Annotated in this window: 14 protein-coding genes; 8 read left to right on the forward strand and 6 right to left on the reverse strand. The window is 42.3% G+C overall.

Features of this window, described 5'->3' with window-relative positions:
* The first annotated feature begins 63 nt into the window (after positions 1-63).
* The 8 genes from AC1DU2_RS08185 (at position 64) to AC1DU2_RS08220 (ending at position 7,391) form a co-directional block, all read left to right on the forward strand.
* The gene (locus tag AC1DU2_RS08185) at positions 64-1,353 is read left to right on the forward strand and encodes a hypothetical protein (RefSeq protein WP_477383672.1); all 1,290 of its coding nucleotides are present in this window, start codon (positions 64-66) and stop codon (positions 1,351-1,353) included.
* 175 nt (positions 1,354-1,528) lie between these two features.
* The gene (locus tag AC1DU2_RS08190) at positions 1,529-2,143 is read left to right on the forward strand and encodes a DUF6712 family protein (protein ID WP_477383673.1); all 615 of its coding nucleotides are present in this window, start codon (positions 1,529-1,531) and stop codon (positions 2,141-2,143) included.
* Positions 2,143-3,489, forward strand: coding sequence for a hypothetical protein (locus AC1DU2_RS08195; protein WP_477383674.1), 1,347 nt, complete (start codon positions 2,143-2,145; stop codon positions 3,487-3,489). The genes AC1DU2_RS08190 and AC1DU2_RS08195 overlap by 1 nt, the downstream gene beginning before the upstream one ends.
* A 2-nt stretch (positions 3,490-3,491) precedes the next feature.
* The gene (locus AC1DU2_RS08200) at positions 3,492-5,237 is read left to right on the forward strand and encodes a DUF1565 domain-containing protein (RefSeq protein WP_477359983.1); all 1,746 of its coding nucleotides are present in this window, start codon (positions 3,492-3,494) and stop codon (positions 5,235-5,237) included.
* Positions 5,237-5,626, forward strand: a complete 390-nt coding sequence (locus tag AC1DU2_RS08205) for a hypothetical protein (protein WP_477359981.1) — start codon at positions 5,237-5,239, stop codon at positions 5,624-5,626. The genes AC1DU2_RS08200 and AC1DU2_RS08205 overlap by 1 nt, the downstream gene beginning before the upstream one ends.
* Before the next feature lie 30 nt (positions 5,627-5,656).
* Positions 5,657-6,619 (forward strand): acyltransferase family protein, encoded by a 963-nt coding sequence (locus tag AC1DU2_RS08210; protein ID WP_477359979.1) that lies wholly within the window; start codon positions 5,657-5,659, stop codon positions 6,617-6,619.
* Positions 6,620-6,890: 271 nt separating this feature from the next.
* A complete protein-coding gene (locus AC1DU2_RS08215) occupies positions 6,891-7,124 on the forward strand; it encodes a hypothetical protein (protein WP_477383675.1) in 234 nt (77 codons plus the stop codon).
* 15 nt (positions 7,125-7,139) lie between these two features.
* Positions 7,140-7,391 (forward strand): hypothetical protein, encoded by a 252-nt coding sequence (locus tag AC1DU2_RS08220; protein WP_477383676.1) that lies wholly within the window; start codon positions 7,140-7,142, stop codon positions 7,389-7,391.
* Positions 7,392-7,469: 78 nt separating this feature from the next.
* Here the strand turns inward: AC1DU2_RS08220 and AC1DU2_RS08225 are convergent, their stop codons facing one another.
* From AC1DU2_RS08225 to AC1DU2_RS08250, 6 genes are all read right to left on the reverse strand, one after another.
* Positions 7,470-8,543 carry a glycoside hydrolase family 76 protein gene (locus AC1DU2_RS08225; protein WP_477383677.1) on the reverse strand — a complete coding sequence of 358 codons (1,074 nt, stop codon included), beginning with the start codon at positions 8,541-8,543 and terminating at the stop codon, positions 7,470-7,472.
* 60 nt (positions 8,544-8,603) lie between these two features.
* Complete coding sequence (locus tag AC1DU2_RS08230; RefSeq protein WP_477383678.1) at positions 8,604-9,764, reverse strand: glycoside hydrolase family 76 protein; 1,161 nt, start codon at positions 9,762-9,764, stop codon at positions 8,604-8,606.
* A gap of 62 nt (positions 9,765-9,826) precedes the next feature.
* Positions 9,827-10,963 carry a SusE domain-containing protein gene (locus AC1DU2_RS08235; protein ID WP_477383679.1) on the reverse strand — a complete coding sequence of 379 codons (1,137 nt, stop codon included), beginning with the start codon at positions 10,961-10,963 and terminating at the stop codon, positions 9,827-9,829.
* A 41-nt stretch (positions 10,964-11,004) separates the two neighbouring features.
* The gene (locus tag AC1DU2_RS08240; protein WP_477383680.1) at positions 11,005-12,636 is read right to left on the reverse strand and encodes a RagB/SusD family nutrient uptake outer membrane protein; all 1,632 of its coding nucleotides are present in this window, start codon (positions 12,634-12,636) and stop codon (positions 11,005-11,007) included.
* Positions 12,637-12,646: 10 nt separating this feature from the next.
* Positions 12,647-16,045, reverse strand: coding sequence for a TonB-dependent receptor (locus AC1DU2_RS08245; RefSeq protein WP_477383681.1), 3,399 nt, complete (start codon positions 16,043-16,045; stop codon positions 12,647-12,649).
* A gap of 208 nt (positions 16,046-16,253) precedes the next feature.
* Complete coding sequence (locus AC1DU2_RS08250) at positions 16,254-17,213, reverse strand: FecR family protein (protein WP_477359963.1); 960 nt, start codon at positions 17,211-17,213, stop codon at positions 16,254-16,256.
* Between the last annotated feature and the right edge of the window lie 100 nt (positions 17,214-17,313).

Raw genomic sequence — 17,313 nt, forward strand, 5'->3', positions numbered from 1 at the left:
CAATAATTAATCTCCCCCTTACCAATCACTAATTCACTAACTCAATAATTCACTAATTAAAATATGAAAACCTACTTACCGCAAATTGAGCGAAGAATATTGGTAAGGCCCAACCAAACCTACGGAATATTAAATTACGACCTCGATAATGCTTATCCGCAGCGGATGCTGGAACTGGTTGCCGGATCACCAACGGCTAAAGATTGCTGGAACAAAAGGGCAAAGTTTATTGGAGGCAATGGGTTTGAAGCCATTGGCTTAGGCAAACAGGTCATCAACACCAAAGGCTTAACCCTGGCCAAACTTTTGAAAGCGCTGGCAACAGATAAAGCCCTTTTTACCGGCTTCGGCATCCATGTAAATTACAATGCCAATTTTAAAATAGCCTCGGTTAATTACATCAAGTTCGAAGATATCCGCATGGGCGATACCGATTGCCCCGAAACCGCCAATAAGTTCGCCATTTATAACGATTGGGGTCGCAAAACCTGGAAAAACATCATGCGCAGCAAGGTTATATTTTTAGATAAATATGACCCCGACCCCGCGGTTGTACAACAACAGGTTGACGATGCCGGCGGGTGGGACAAATACAAAGGGCAGCTACTTTACTTTAACCCCGAAATTGATGATTATCCCCTGATAGAAGCAGATTCTGTTTGGGAGGATTTTGAAACCGAAGCAGGCATCAAGATTTTTAACAACCGCGAGGTTACCACGGGGTTTTTGCCGTCAACCATGTTGTTCATGAAATCGCGCCGCGAAGAGGCCGATAACAGCAGGCCTGATGCAGATGAATTTGCAGGAATAAATACCCCATCGCAGCTGGAACAGGATTTAGGTGCTTTCCAAGGAACAAAAAGCGCACAAAAAATTATTGTTATTGAATATGAGGACGAAAATTCAAAACCCGAGTTTAAGGCCTACCCTATCCAGAATAACGATAAGCTTTTTGAAACAACCGAAAGATCTGTTGAAGCACGCATCATCAAAGGGTTTTCGGTCCCTAAAGAACTGGTTAATCCCGAAAAATCATCCGGCTTAAGCAACGGCGGCGAAAAGAAACAGGCCATCATCGAATTTAACGATAATACCGCGCCCGACAGGCAGGAGATGGCCGAAACGCTGGCCGAAGTATTCAGTCACTTTTATACCAACATCAATCCAGCCGGTAATTGGACAATTACACCTGTGCCTGCTATAGCCGCTGATGATAGCCCGGGGATTAAAGCGGGTAATGCCATCAATGATCTGCTTTCATCTGCCGTCCCGTCGCAAAATAAAATTGCTACCCTGGTTTATGCGTACGGCTTTAAACAGGCCGAGGCGGAGGCTATGTGCTCACCTGCCTGATGTAAGGGGTTGCACCTACGGAGCAAAGATTATTTTTCTGCATTGTTCTACAAACAGGTAGCCCTTACCAGGGCAACTCAACCGGCTGTTCTTATAAACCGATTTCGGCCAATTAACTTATCCATTAACATAATCAAAAAGTCTCCCCCTTAAGGGGGAGATTTAGAGGGGGCTTATGATCTATCTCATCAACCAAACTACGTTTCAGCAATACGAGGATATTACTGTAAACATAAAACCCGAACGCCTGAAGGTATTCATCAAAAAAGCACAGGAACTGGATTTGAAACCCTTTTTGGGGCATGCCTTGTACTATGATTTTTTAAACCATTTTAATGAAGATGGCACCTTACAGGAAGATACCCCGCAACCCTACAAAGACCTCCTGAATGGCACCGAGTACCTTGACGATTACGGCCATATTGTGTTGTATGAGGGCCTGGCCCCTACGATGGTATACTTCACCTTTGCCCGTTTTATTGAAAACGATGCGGTGCATTATACAGCAACCGGCCCTGTAATAAAAAGGCATGAAAATGGCGATGCACTTACATCGCCCGAAGTGGTAAAGCTGGTGCAGCAGCAACGCAGCATTGCCAACGCCTACGCTAACGACATTGAAAAGTTTTTGTGGGACAATAAGGCAGACTTCCCGCTATGGCGATATAATGCCAAAAACAAAAGCAGCAGGCAGGCCGGTCCGCGGATAAGGGGTGTGGATAAAACCGACTTTAATTATCCGGGCGACTACAACAATTACAATTTAACCATTACCGAATTTTTAAACTGATGGCAACCGATAAAAAAATAACCGACCTGCCGGTAGCATCCGCCATCGCCGCGTCCGACAGTTCTATCCTGGTAAAAAACGGTACCGATTACCAGTTTGCATTCAGCACCCTGATGGAGTTTATAGGCACCGGGTTAACCGTTGGCGCGGCCATCTCCTTCGGCACCACCCTACCTGCCAATATATCGGGCAAAAACGGCGATGTTTTTATAAACACTGCTGCGGGTACCCTGGCGCAAAAAATAGCCGGCACCTGGACAGTGGTTTACACCTTCCCCACCGGAAATGCAGCCGATGGAACCATTTTATATGGCACCAGCATCCCGGCAACCGCTACTGGTAAAAATGGCGACACTTATATAAACACGCTAACCGGTATCTTCTACAAAAAATCGACAGGTGCCTGGGCGCAGGTATTTTCCATGCAAACAGGCCCTGCCGGGGTTGCCGGTCCGCAAGGCACAACCGGCCCAGCCGGCGCCAATGGCAAAACCATTTTAAGCGGTACCACCAACCCCTCCAATTTGTATACCGGTACCAATGGCGATTATTACGTTAACACAACAACGTACACCTTCTTCGGCCCAAAAACAGCCGGCGTTTGGCCGGCAGGCTTTTCGCTGGATAATACAGATGCGGAAGCTATAGCTAATGAGGCAGAGTTGAGAAGTGCAGCGGATGCGGGGTTGCAAGGGCAGATAGATAACAAAGTTAATACAGTTGCAGGTTATGGACTAAGCCAGGAAAACTATACAACATCAGAAAAAACTAAACTGACTAACCTATCAGAACACTTCAAAGGAATCTATACAAGTTCGGGGGTATTAACTACCGCAAACCCGACCGGTGTTGCTGGAGATTATGCTTATGTGGATATTGGTGAAGGGTCTGATGCCAAAATGTATATATGGGATAATACCGATAATCTTTGGGTGTTAAGTTCTGGTGGCGGGGTCATATCAGACGCAACCGAAAGTTCTTCCGGCATTGTTGCTCTGGCTACCACAACACAAGCCCTTGCCCGTAATGACGATCAAAGAGCAATGACAGCTTTAAAAACCATTAGCCTAATACTGGATGAAAAGAAAAAGGTGAATTACCAAATCAATCCTGTCGGATTAAATGAAGTAAGTATTTTAATGGAGAATAGTGGGCAAGTAAATAGTGTATTAATCTCCGGTGCTGCCAGTATAAAACTAAAAAACGGCATATCTGGCACGTATCCATTAGGCACACAGACGTATCCCTTTACTTACGAAGCTGGTGATCGTGTATTCATTACTTTCAACTATACCGACCTAACAAACGCAAGCTGTAACATTAAACTTAAATGTCAAGATAATTAATTATGAGTGCAACATACAATTGGGCTTACAAGCCAGGAGTGACGAATAAATATGGATTTGCAATACCGAACTCGGCTGACAACGTAAAGCCAGTAAATTTTTGTTATGTAGCAATATCAGGAAACGACATGACAGGTAATGGCAGTCGACAACTTCCCGTTAGGACATTAACTAAGGCACAAAGTCTAACTTCACAGGGTGGGGTAATTATAGTCGGTAGTGGCGTTTATAGGGAGCAAATCCCCTATTTTAATAGTCTCAATAAAAGTTGGATAGGCGATGGAGACGTTGTCTTTGATAGTAGTTTCTACGGACTTTTTCAAACAGATAACGGGGACAACTCATTTTATAACATAACACACAGAGGTGCCGGAGGATATGTGCAACAACCTGGTACACGTACAACCTTAGTTTACGATTGTATTTTTGATAACATTGCTATCTATCAAGGTTATACAACTACTATAGTCAACTCTATTTTCCTGAATTGCAACGTTCCTATTAACTTAGAAAGTGGTAACCTAACTTTATCGAATTGCACGTTTTATAAATGCATATCAGTTTCCTTCGGTAATACATTGCAAACTGCATTTTCTAACCTATTTTATCAATGCAATATATCATCTAACAGTCTTGCTAACATGGGTTTGTTAAGATACAGTTTGTTTTATCAGTGTAACTTTAAAATGACGGCTGGGATATCAAATACGGGCGGCAATCTTTATCCGAGTGTACCGAGTGGATTTACTTACTATTCAAATATTGCCTCGTTAGTTTCCGATATGAATTCACTTTCAGTATTTAACTCGTTTAACGGTTCTGCTATGGGCGATCCTCTGTTTAATAACGCGGCTATAGGTGACCTTAGCTTAAGTTTCGCAAGTCCAGCAAAAAACCTTTCTTACTTCGGAACTTACGTTGGTGCAAAATCACTCGCGTATCCAATAAAAGCTCGTGCAACTGAAAGCGCAGGCGCTTTTGAGTTTGCAAGTGCAATTAATATTACGGTAGCTGATGATAGTATAACATTAACTGACCCTCTTTTAGATGCCCAAATCGACACCAATATCATCGTAAATACATTAGGTAGGGAATTTGCGAACTTTCCATCTTGTGGCTTCAACGCCGATAGAAACGGCCAATATATTGATAGTATAGCCGATTTGGACACGACCACTAAAAGCACTTCAGATTCGCTAATCGCCGGCATACCTTATATTGTTGAGGTTGGAGCTATCGTTTACAACGATACAACTTATCAACCCGGTCAAAGGTTTACAACTGTAACCGGTCAAACGTCATTTACGTCTGTCGCGTCTGGTGTGCTTCGTGAAATTCTTGAAGCGCCGCAACGACATACAATTATGGCAAGGTTTAGTGATGGCGGCGCAAACATCGCTTCCGGTACGCCCGTGACGGTTGGTAACTATTATCAAGTTGTATCGGGAACAATTACTTACAATGCGATTAATTACGACGTTGGTAATGTATTTAAAGCAATTGATACAAGTGCTTTTTCCGGGTCTGGTGTGGTTATAGTAGCATTTAGCAATGAAAGCTACCAGCATTACGAACTAGGGACTAGGCCAACATCTAACAACACTGGCGACTTGCGCACTGGTTCAATTGTTAGAGGTAACGGCGACCCAGCTTATATTAGAGGAGGATTAGGTGTACAAGAATTTCCAATAAATGCAAAGTTCATTCAGATAAGATATATTATTAGAATCAATAATTTAAAACCATAATGGCATATCAGATTTTAAGCGGTGAAATTCAGCCAAATGCTTTATATGAGGTTGTTGGTACACAATCTGTAATCTACAATTTCATAGGTTATTCAACTGGACAACGGTTTAAAGGTATAAGAGCAATAAAAACATTTACGTATTCAGGCTCGGGTACACAGGAAGTAAATGAAGTTTTCCAACTTCTTGGAGGTACTATTGAATACGTGGAAACATCGATCGATAACACGTCTTTTGCAGATAAAACATTGTTAAAAGGCATGTCAGTTGAATTTGCTCTAAACGATGCGGAAAAGGTTAAAAGTGAGGTGACCAAAATAAAAGGGTTTTCCATTGAAGTAATTGATTATCCATTTTATTCATTTGAGATAATCGAAACCAGGTTATAAATCGCATTATAATTTTATATTGCATTCATAATGCTTGAAAAAAATACAAAAATTAACAGTGTTGTTTTATTAAGGGCGATTGCGGCTTTAGGGGTTTGTTTTATACATATACAAATGGCAACCGGGTTTCAAATCAATCCTTTTTTTGATTACCTATTTATTAATGGTCAACAGGGTGTTGTGATCTTCTTTGTCATCTCAGGTTTTATTTTGCCCTATTCCCTTTTTAAAAAGCAATATCAAATTAAAAACTTCTTTGGTTTTATACTTAAGAGAAGCGTTAGAGTAGACCCGCCTTATTGGTGTTGCATAATTCTACTATTTATATTGGTCCCTTTGCCACTTTCCGCTATTAATCTGAAATCCATTTTCTTACATTTAACCTACCTTGTTCCATTTATAAAGTCAGTTAATTGGTATAGTGGCATTTTTTGGACGCTTTCGATCGAGTTTCAATTTTATATAATATTGGGATTATTGTATCCTGTTTTAATGCGGGTACAAAATTATATATCCGTCCTAATTGTTATCTTTCTTAGTGTGTTATCTATTAAATATAATATCAATGGTATAATCATTAGCAATGTTTATCAATTCGCCTTTGGATATATAGCTTTTATGGCATATGTGAAGTTGATAGACCGGAAATGGTTTTGGATTATTTTTCTTTTGTTTACCACTTATATAATTTTTGCAAAATCGATAATAAGCGGTGTGGTTCCCGCTTCCGCCGTAGCATTTTTAATGCTTTATAAGCGTAACACTAACGTTCCCGTACTAAATTTTTTAGGTAATATTTCCTATTCACTTTATCTTATGCATATACCAATTAGTGCAATAGTAATCAGAACCTTAAGCGGTTCCTTAAAAAATGCTGGTCTTTTGTTTCTTGTATGTTTAATATTATCCATTTTAATCGCCTATATTTTTTATTTATTAATTGAGAGACCAGCATTAAACCTTTCAAAAAGAATTAACTTAAGAAAGGGGTAAAGATTTATTCAGATTGTTGTACGTATTAGAAATTAAGGTGGATCACATAGCAATCTTCTCGCCACATATTTTCGTTCCGAAAATGACAAAAGCGATATTTAAAACATTCCTCGTCAGCGCAGTATTAATACAAACTGCACTTCAATATTACGGGTAACTAAAATCCCCTGAATCCAATTCCCCGTTCTTTCTAAGAAGCTTAAATCAGGCTCTATCAATACTATTCGCCCCATAGCCCTATTCACCGCAAGGCTATTTACTCGACCCAACCATGGAAAAAAAATATTCGTTCTGGGAACGTATCACCAGTGATACGCCCTCATTTTTTAAAAAAGTTCAAATTTTAGGCGCAGGCCTGGTGGCCGTTTCTGTTTCGTTAACAGGCATTGACATTGTTCCGGTTGCTGTAACGGCTATAATGGCTGCCGTAGGCACAACCATGGGCGCCATTGCCCAGTTTGCCGTGAAGCAGCCTGAACCTGCTACAACTACTTCTACCCAATAATTTATTCAACCAGTTATGGCAACACTCGATCAACGTGAAATCAGGGGGATCACCCTCAAAAATATCACCGTTACTATCATCAGCACGATAAGTATTGTTGTTTCTGTGATGACAACTTACTTTCAATTAAAGGGGGATATACGCGATGTCCGCTCAACCCAGGAAACTCAAAACAGGGTTAATGAAATACGCCTTAAAGTTCTCGAGGGTGAGGTGACTATCCTGCAGCAGGAAGTTAGGGAACTAAAAGACAGCAAAAAATCGTGATCATGAAGAGGACACAAAATCAACACATGTCCATTTTTTTAATAAAAATGAACATGTGTTGAACATAATTGGTTGTAACTACGATTTCAGATTATTCAGCCGCGAATAAATCTCGAGCATGGCCGCCTGGTCAATCAACGATTTTACCTTTTTGGGACCTAAAAGATTTTGATCATCCTTTTCTGAGGCCCAGGTGCGGTTGGCATCGTCTATCATGAACTGCAGCTGAGCTTTGTTTTTATCAACTTTATACAGTTCAATGTATCCCCTAAGCAATACGGCGTTAAACCAGTAGTTACCGGGTAAGCGGCCGTTTCTGTAAAAATGCTTTTCGGCGGCTTTGGCTATGTTTTGAGCATCATTGAGATACTTTTTGTCATGGGTGATATTGTACAACAGCACGCCCGATTGCAGCATGGTCCCCGCATTGTAAGTATAATAAGCCGAATCAACTTTCATCGATGGTACCCTGATGGCATCATAATAAATACCGTTGGGCGATAACAAATGTTCTTTTGCCCAATTGTAGGTAACAATCGCCGTATCCAGATAGGCTTTTTGGTGGGTGGCCTGGTATAACTGCAAGGCCACCAATATGGCCGGCCCATTAGAACAGGTATTTTTCCCTTTCTTATCGCCCTCCACCCAATAAAAGCCACCGCCGCCAACCATGTCATGGCCCGACAACAGGAAACGGTAAATCAATTGGGAAGTTTCCAGGTACTCTTTTTTGTGGTTACGGGCGTAAGCATCCATCAGTGCAATGGCAATCCATTCGTTATCATCGTAAAAACGCGAATCAACTTTTTCCCTGGCTACCATGGCCTGGTAACCCGGCACAGGCGGTTTGGCAGAATAATACTGTTGAATAGCTTTCATAACCGGAGCTATGTAATTTTTTGAAGGATTGCCGGTCTCCATTTCATTAGCAGCCTGCACCATAGCGCATAACGGCCACAAAAAAGAGTGGTTACCTTTGTTGGCCGCACTGTCATCGGTCTCGAAGTACAGATCTGACTTTGCATCATAAAACCTATCATAGATATTTTTATTAATGATGGCAATACGTTCTTTATAACTGGTGGTAGTTTGGGCGGTAGTATTCAAAACTATTGCCAGGCACAGGTAAATGGTTGGTATTATGTATTTCATAGGTTTATGCAGGGGCATAGAAACTATCTTCCGGCTTTAATGCCGGAAGATAGTTAAAAATTATAATTTACCATCGGCTTTTAAGGCTGCCGCAGCTTCTACCATCATTACCCCACTTAACTGCGTGGTTAAATCGGTATTGCCTGATGGCAGCGTTTTCCAGTCGGGGCTAACAAAAAGCGCCGGCCGGCTTATACCTTTGGTGTATAAAGTTTGCGCATTATATTTCAAAAACTTAACAAACGCATCACGATCTGTGGAACTTACAGCGGGCTCCTGTATCAGCAGGGTAAGGTACCTAACCAAAATCCCTTTAAACAACCCGCCATCACCTTGTCCCTCAGATTTCAGTAAACCGCCGGGCGATATATCCGTATCGTTAATAGTTGCATTGGCGTTTCTAACGGCGTCGGCCAGGTAATCGGCATTTTTGGTAACGTGGTACAATTCAAGCGCGGCACCCATATAAACACCCTGGTTATAGGTGAATTTATTTTTGCTGATCTGCCCGTCGTGATTTCCGTTAATGCCATCCCAAATTATCCCGCTCGAAGGATCAACCAGGGTAGCGCTCAGCCAGGTGTAAAGGCTTTTGGCCAATGTAAGATCAGCGTCGTTCTTTTTTAAAGCATACAAGCGGCAGGCAAATATAATAGCCGGCGCATTGGCGGGTGTATTTTTATAATCCAGCTGCGATTTGCGCCAGGCTATGCCACCGCCCTGGTTATTATTTTGGCCTGTTTTAATATCGGTCCAAAGTGTGTTTGCGGCGTCAAGGTAATCATTATCGTTGGTTGCCGTATAGGCGCGCAGGCTTGCCAGGGCCAGCCATTCCATATCGTCATAATATTCGTTTTGATATTTATTACCGTTGGTAACCCAGGTACCATTTAACAACGATTTTATTCGTTGCTTATAAACATCATTTTTGGTGCGCAAAAATGCATCGGTAAAAATATCCAGCGTATGTGCCTGGGGCCAATAGTTATAATTGGTATTACCTGCATTATCCTGCACAAAATAATTACCGTTTGCAGATAGATAAGTACTGTAAGTTTTTTCCTGTAACGAATCGGCAGTGGCGGCGTATTTGTAATCAACCGTTGCGGTTTTATTGTTGGGATAAAGCGGAAAAGCCTTGTCTTTTAAGCACGATGTAAGCACCAACGGCATTAGTGATGCCAATGCCCATTTCTGTATATGTTGAGGTATGATCTTCATAAATTATGTTTTAAATTCTGTGCCGGTAAATAATACCGGCACAGAATTGATAAGTTTATTTATTACTTAACGGTAACAACATGGGTATACGCAGGTACGTCTGCGCTCCAGATAATTTTAATATCCGCTTTACCATTATCGGCACGGTGATCAAATTTAAAGCAGTAATCATACTGGGAGTTGTTTACCGGTACCATGTAGAAATAAGATGCAGCCGTTGTTGCGGTAGCCGGGTTATTATCCGAATTAGTGCTGCCATAATACTGTGTGGATGTTGTACCAGCGGCATCCTTCAGCGTAAACATAAACTTATAACGCTCATCCCTGCCCCATGACTCCTGGTGGAAAACGATAGATGCATTATCAACTTCCCAGCTGCTACCACCAACGTAAGGCAGGTTAAACCAGATTTTATTATCGGCAGCAAACCATAAACCTACCGATACAACTTCGGTCATTGACGCAGAAGCAGTTGTAAAATCAACTACAATTTTCTCAACTTTTGTGGCGCCGGCCACGGTAGTACTACCATCTTTCAGCAACTTAATACCATCTATTGAATAAGCCGCCGGTGAGCCGGTATTACGTTCGGCAAAATGGAAAGCTCCTGCTTTTAGTGAAGTGTACGCCTCAAAAACACCGGTTGAAGTTTGTTTTAAATGTACAGCATTGCTCAGGTCATCGCCGCCTTCGGTGGCCGTTCCGGTAATGTACAAATCGGCAGGAATTTCGCTGAATCCGGCAGCACGCTGTACCTCAATGGTACGTGATAAGCTGCTTTTTTGTACGTTGATCCCTTTTGATGACATTACTGTCCATTTTAATTTGCCGGTTTCCTGTGGTTGGATGCCTGCCAGGTCGGCAATTTTGTTCAGGTCTTTAAAAGAGATGGTCAACTTATTGTACAAGCCGTTACCATCAGATGGCAGGGTATAAACCGGTTTTGAAAAATCGCCGGTTGTTTTATCAAAAGCAACTTCGTACACCACCAGGCCATTATCTTCGGCCTGTGCCTGCTCCCATTCAAACGATGCCGAGCCGGAAGCCGGTTCAAGTTTTATGAATTTGTTGTCGACCGGGGCGAAAAAGTTTTTTACTGCCGATACCTGGGTATGCTGTAAGGTTTTATCTTTTTTACATCCCGAAACAATAATAAGTGCCAATATGCCTGCCATCAGGCAGAAAGTAATTTTTTTCATGATCTTAATTGATTATAATTTCTTTATAAATAATTATTGAACTACCAACCTGGATTTTGTGTAAGATTTGGATCGACAGCACGCTCGTCCCTCGGAACCGGCCATAAATAGGCTTTGCTTTTATCAAAACTTCGCAAATCGGCCCTGATGTATCCGTTATCTACCGATGCCGGTCCGAATTTGGCACCATGCGACCAGCCATTCAATACCACTTCGGCAGTTCTCCACCGGCGGATATCAAAAATACGCAGTCCTTCCATAGCCAACTCGGTACGACGCTCATTTCGAACAATGCTACGCAGATCTGCCTGGGGAGCACCACTGAAAGTAAGCGCGGCAGGATCGGTAAAACCGGCGCGGCTTCTTAAGGCCTTGATGGTTTTGTCCCATACGCCGCCATCCAACTGGCCCAATTCATTTTTAGCTTCGGCATACATGAGTAATACATCGGCATAACGAATAAGAATAAGGTTTAAACCCGACTGGAAATTTACGGCAGATGTAGGGTCGTAATATTTGCGGATGTAATAACCTGTTGGCGAACTTACTTTACCGGGTGCATATTCATCCAGTTTATCTGTACCAGGATCAGATCCGGGTTTAGTATAAATGGTTTGGGTACTGCCATCTGGTTTTTTCCATTTGTATGAATTATAAACCACTGTATTGGTCATCCGCGGATCGCGGTTTACATAGGGGTTGTTCTCGTCGTAGCCCGATCCTGCATCGCTGATCTTTTTACCGTTGGCCATCAGGTAACTGTCAACAAGTTCCTGTGTTGGGGCAAGGGCATTCAGGCGGGCACCAACTGCAAGTGGGGCAAAATCAAAAAATTGGCTGTATGTTTTAATAAGCGGCACAAATTCCAGATCGAGTATTACTTCGCTGTTGTACTCGTTTTGGGGTAAAAACACGCCTTCGTAAGATGAAAACAAGCTATAAGTACCATTGCTGTTATCGTTAATCAATTTTTCGCAGGTGGTAGCCACATCCTGCCAGCGGCTGTCATAAAGATACACTCTTGCTTTTAGTGCAATGGCAGCGCCCTTGGTAATACGGCCCCTGTCTGCAGCAGCATAAGCTGTGTTTACCGGTAATGCAACAGCTGCATCGTCCAGTTCCTTCAGTACAAAATCAATTACCTGCGCTTTTGGTGTACGGGCAATGGTTTTGGCATCGGCTATCGAAATATCCTTATCAAACAACGGAACATCGCCAAACCAGGTAGCCAGCTGAAAATAATGATAGGCACGGATAAATTTTGCCTCGGCCTTCATACGGGCTTTAAGGGTGGCATCCATAGAGGCTACCCTATCAACATTCTCCAAAAATATATTACAGGTTTTGATACCTGAATAATGATATCCCCACTCCTCTTTAATACGCCCAAGCGAGGCATCATAAGTGCCGGCTGCAAGTGATGCCACTCCATTGGCATCACCGCGACCATTGTACGCATTGTCGGATGCGCCTTCATTGTAAAAGAAATAATCTGAGCGAAACATCTGTGAATACGCGGTATTTAATACGCTGTTCGCTTTTTCGGTAGTTGTCCAGAAGTTGATATCGGTAAACTTATTTACCGGTGCCAGATCGAGCTTTTTACAGGCTGAAACCATAACGGTTAACAGGGCTATAAAAAACGCGGTTCTATATGTCGTTAATTTCTTCATGTATAATAAATTATAATGTTACATCAATACCAAACCCATAATATATCGGCGTTGGGTAGGCCCTGCCGCTATTAGCACCGCCTGCCTGTACATTACCGTTAAATTCTGTCGACTCAGGGTCAAGGAATTTCATGCCCGAAAAGGTGAGGATGTTTTGGCCCGAAACGTAAGCCCTTACTTTATGCGTGCCTATGGCCTTGGCCACGCTTTGTGGTAATGAATAACCCAGGGTTACATTTTTAACACGCAGGTATGAACCATCGAAAATGTACATATCAGATCCGCGCCTGAAATTGTTGGTATTTGATTGACTGCCGGCAGCTGCAAGGCGCGGATAACGGGCATCGGGGTTTTCGGGAGTCCAGAAATCTAATTGATGCTGGTAAATAACCTGCGAATAGTTGAAATGGAAGGGCTCAACCTGTTCGCCACGCACAAACATGCTGCGTTTGCCTACGCCCTGCATAAACAGGTTGAAGTCAAAGCCCTTGTAAGTTACGTTATAGGTAAAGCCAAATGTTAAACGCGGGAAACCATTGCCTAAAACAAACCTGTCGTTATCATCAATTACGCCGTCCTTATTAACATCCACATAACGGTTATCGCCCGGCGACACAGTTAAACCGGCCGGTTTTGGCCCGTTAACAATATCGTTAAGGTTTTGAAAATAGCCATCGCGTTTTAATCCAACGTATGAGCCAATTGGCAGGCCAACTTTGTTAATAACCTGTAATTCATCGTAGGTTTTAATCTGGTCGCCGCCTTCAAGGGATAATACCTTGTTTTTAGTATCGGCTACGTTAAATGAAAATGAATGGTTAAAGTTTTTGCCTGACAGGCGGTAATTAACTGTTAGTTCCCATCCCCTGTTTTGAACCTTACCGGCGTTGTAATCGGGTACTTGATTCCCGCTTACGCCATATACTCCTGGTATAACTGGTGGAAGCAAAATATCCTTTGTCACTTTGTTAAAATAATCGGCTGAAATTGTCAAGGTATTTTTGAAAAAACCCGCATCAATACCGACATTAAATGTCGAGGCGCGTTCCCAACGGATATCAGGGTTAGCAACTAATAATGAAGCACCTCCAACTCCCGCATTGTTAAATCCATATGCATTCTGGAAGAGACTATAAGTACGTTGGTATTGGTAATCGCCAACATTCTGGTTACCCAAAATACCGTATGATGCCCGCACTTTCAGATCGCCATAGTGATCGCGGTAGTTTTGCATAAAGTTTTCCTCGGTAATACGGTATCCTATCGATCCGGATGGAAAAAAAGCATTACGGTTTTGAGTATTGAATTTTGATGAAGCATCAACCCTGAAATCAAACTCACCATATATCTTATTCTGATAATTATAACTCGCACGCCCAAAGGCCGAGTTCAAACTTGTTTCCGTAGTATTATTATTTGTGTTTGATGACGCAGGGTCAATAATAGTACCCGTTGTTGGCGTACCCAATTCAGGGTCGGTATATTTCAGGTAAAGTTTGTTGCCCTGGTTAGTTGTCGACTCATTGGCCACACCAATAAGCACATCCACATTATGCGATTTATTGAATGTTTTGGTGTATTGTGCAATTACCTGGGTATTTAAAAACAGGTTTTTATTGTTTTCATCGTTGGTATTCCTGTCGGCACCATAAGTTCCTTTAGGAAAATAATCCACCTCTATCACCCTGCCATACATGTGGTCTGACAATAATGTACCGCCAAAAACACCCTTTAGTTTAAAGTCTTTGGTGATGGCCAGTTCGGCATTTAAATTACCGAATATGTTATCGTTATCGCGTTTGCGGTAGCCGCCTGCTTCTAAAATCCCCAGCGGGTTAAATTCTGTTAATACATCGTTAGTGAGGTATCGTCCCTGGTCGTCCTTTATTTTGTAATAAGTTGGCGTTCTGCCCGCATCTACAATAAGGGTTCCTGTGCTGTAGGAATGCTCTTTAATTTCGGTACGCGAATAAGCCAAAATACTGGTCAGCTTTAATTTACCGTATTCGGTACTTAGGTTCATGCGGTAATTATAGCGGCGCAAACCATAGTTAGGTCCAACAAGGTTGCTCCGCTGATCTGTCACTCCGGCCGATACCAGGTATGATGACGTTGAATTACCACCGGTTAGCGCCAGGTTATGGTTTTGCAACACCGCATTTTTTAAAATGGCATCCAAAAACCATTGCTGATCGCCTGCCTGCTGAAAATTGCGGATGTCCTGCGGGCTGTAAATTGGTTGTAAACCTGCATTTACCACAGCCTCGTTTCTAAGGATGGCATTTTCGTAACTATGAACAGGTTTATAACCCACATGTGGTTCCTGTACACCGCCCTGCCCGTTATAAGTAAGCTGGGTGTTGGAGTTTTTCTTTCCTTTTTTGGTGGTAACCAATATTACGCCATTTGCTGATCGCGAACCGTATATGGCGGCGCTGCCGGCGTCTTTCAAAACAGAAACGCTTTCAATATCCTGCGGATTAAGCAGGTTAATGTCGCCGCCGGTAATGCCATCTATAACCACCAGCGGGCTGTTATCGCCTAAAGTACTTACACCACGAATGTTAATATTTTGATAAGCACCCGGCTCGGAGTTGGTTTGCTGGATAATAAGATTTGGCGATGTGCCTTGCAATGCCTGCGTTAAATTTACAGACGGCTTGCCTTCGATGGCCTTTGACGAGATCTGATCGACCGCGCCAATAATATTAGCCCGTTTTTGTGTGCCATAGCCAATCACAACTACTTCATTTAGCGAAGTTCGTTCCGGCGATAGTTGCACGTTAACAGTAGTTTGATTATTTACCGGCACTTCCTTTGGCGCGTAACCAATAAAGCTAAATACCAGTATATCATCGCTGCCCACGTTAGGCAGGGTAAAAGTACCATCTACGCCAGTTATGGTGCCGGTTGTAGTTCCTTTTATTTTGATGCCTACGCCCGGAAATGGCAGGCCCGTTTCGTCGGTTACTTTACCAGTAATTTTAATGGGGACCGGCGGGGCCTGCTGTATGCCGCCTGTGCTGCTTTCTACCTCGGCTTTTTCATCAATGACAATTACGTCATCAATAATTTTATAGCTAAGGTTAAATGGAGTTAACACCTCATTGAGCACGGTTTTGATGCTTTCATTTTTGGCATTCAACGTTACCCTGAAATCCGGCTTCAGCACATTATCCGCGTAAGCAAATTTAATATGTTTATCGGCCGATATTTTATCGAGCGCATCAGAAAGCCTTGCGTTTTTGAGCTTCAGCGTAACCGAAATCTCCAAAAAGCGTTGGCCAAATGAATCATTTGCTACCGCCGAAAGGCACATGAAGCAAACAACAAAGCAGGCGAGCGAGGTAAATTTCATTAATATTAATACATAACGAACTACTCCATTTGAAAATAGAGATATATTCATAGATTTGAGATAATTAAAGTGTTTGAAATTGAGTGCTTTGTTCTGAATTGGACCTCGAAACGTTGCACTTATTAATACGCTGCATTTTAGTAACCCTGTTCAAATCCCTTTGATCAGGGTTTTTTGTATGTATTTATGTTGTCATGCTCTTCTATTTAGGTTAGCTAATAATTGGTTATATTTTAAATGAATTGGTTTATTTTATTGGTTAACAGCCTTTGCCCTTAAGGCGGTAGCGCCCCTTATCCTGAATAGCCTTGCCTTTTACAATTTTTGATAAAACCTTCATTACGGTTTCCAACGATTTATTGGTCAGGTCGGCTGTTATTGAACATCTCACAAGGTTGATATCTACATCAACTTTAACATTGAAGCGATGCTCAATCGTGTTTATTACCTCTGGGAGCGGCATACGTTTAAATACCAGGTCGCCGCTCTTCCACCTTACCAATACATCCACATCAACCATTTCGGTTTTAACGGCCTGGTTATTGTCCTTATTAAAAATCACTTCCTGGGCTGGGGTCAAGAAAACAGTTTGCGATTTTTTGGCATTGTTAGCCGCCGCTATTACACCTACCTTACCGCTCAGTACATCTACCTTCACAAAATGATCTTCGGGATAGGCTTTTATATTGAAACTTGTACCCAACACCTGGGTGCGCACAGCACCGGTATGAATAATGAATGATTGATGATCATCGTGCGCTACATCTAAAAAAGCTTCGCCTGTTAAAGTAATCTCGCGGCGGTCGCCCCGGAATTTATCGGGATAGGTAAGTTTACTACCGCCGTTAAGCCATATTTTAGTGCCATCGGCAAGGGTTATATTCACAATTTTGCCATTGGCCGCCGTAATTTGTTTGGTGGCTATAGGCGAAACATAGTTGAGGATATCATTGCGGTACAAATATGCCGACAAACACAAGCCGGCAAGCAACGATGCAGCAACCAACCATTGCCTGGTTAGGGTTTTGATTTTGCCGCCGCTATCAATTTGAGCGGCAATACGGTTGTATACCTTATCGCTGTTAAACTCAACACCATGATGGTTTGCTTCGGGCAGGGTACCCAAATCCAATTCGTCAAAATACTGATTTACGATTTCTTCCTGCAAAGATTGGTCTTTAGCAGAGACTTGTTTTTTCCTGAAATTAAACTTTCTCATGGTTTATATATGCAGGATGCATTGAACATGCCCTACCCCCCAAAAGAATTTGATTTTTTTTAAGCATTGTTTAAAATCAGAATTTTTCACCTCGTGCCGG

Source organism: Mucilaginibacter sp. P4_C11 (genome assembly GCF_056402115.1).

Bases quoted from the DNA above. Each gene is read 5' to 3' on its own strand.
- AC1DU2_RS08205 (WP_477359981.1), top strand. From the start codon at position 5,237: ATGGCATATCAGATTTTAAGCGGTGAAATTCAGCCAAATGCTTTATAT.
- AC1DU2_RS08195 (WP_477383674.1), top strand. From the start codon at position 2,143: ATGGCAACCGATAAAAAAATAACCGACCTGCCGGTAGCATCCGCCATC.
- AC1DU2_RS08210 (WP_477359979.1), top strand. From the start codon at position 5,657: ATGCTTGAAAAAAATACAAAAATTAACAGTGTTGTTTTATTAAGGGCG.
- AC1DU2_RS08200 (WP_477359983.1), top strand. From the start codon at position 3,492: ATGAGTGCAACATACAATTGGGCTTACAAGCCAGGAGTGACGAATAAA.
- AC1DU2_RS08215 (WP_477383675.1), top strand. From the start codon at position 6,891: ATGGAAAAAAAATATTCGTTCTGGGAACGTATCACCAGTGATACGCCC.
- AC1DU2_RS08235 (WP_477383679.1), bottom strand. From the start codon at position 10,963: ATGAAAAAAATTACTTTCTGCCTGATGGCAGGCATATTGGCACTTATT.
- AC1DU2_RS08240 (WP_477383680.1), bottom strand. From the start codon at position 12,636: ATGAAGAAATTAACGACATATAGAACCGCGTTTTTTATAGCCCTGTTA.
- AC1DU2_RS08220 (WP_477383676.1), top strand. From the start codon at position 7,140: ATGGCAACACTCGATCAACGTGAAATCAGGGGGATCACCCTCAAAAAT.
- AC1DU2_RS08185 (WP_477383672.1), top strand. From the start codon at position 64: ATGAAAACCTACTTACCGCAAATTGAGCGAAGAATATTGGTAAGGCCC.
- AC1DU2_RS08190 (WP_477383673.1), top strand. From the start codon at position 1,529: ATGATCTATCTCATCAACCAAACTACGTTTCAGCAATACGAGGATATT.
- AC1DU2_RS08230 (WP_477383678.1), bottom strand. From the start codon at position 9,764: ATGAAGATCATACCTCAACATATACAGAAATGGGCATTGGCATCACTA.
- AC1DU2_RS08225 (WP_477383677.1), bottom strand. From the start codon at position 8,543: ATGAAATACATAATACCAACCATTTACCTGTGCCTGGCAATAGTTTTG.
- AC1DU2_RS08245 (WP_477383681.1), bottom strand. From the start codon at position 16,045: ATGAATATATCTCTATTTTCAAATGGAGTAGTTCGTTATGTATTAATA.
- AC1DU2_RS08250 (WP_477359963.1), bottom strand. From the start codon at position 17,213: ATGAGAAAGTTTAATTTCAGGAAAAAACAAGTCTCTGCTAAAGACCAA.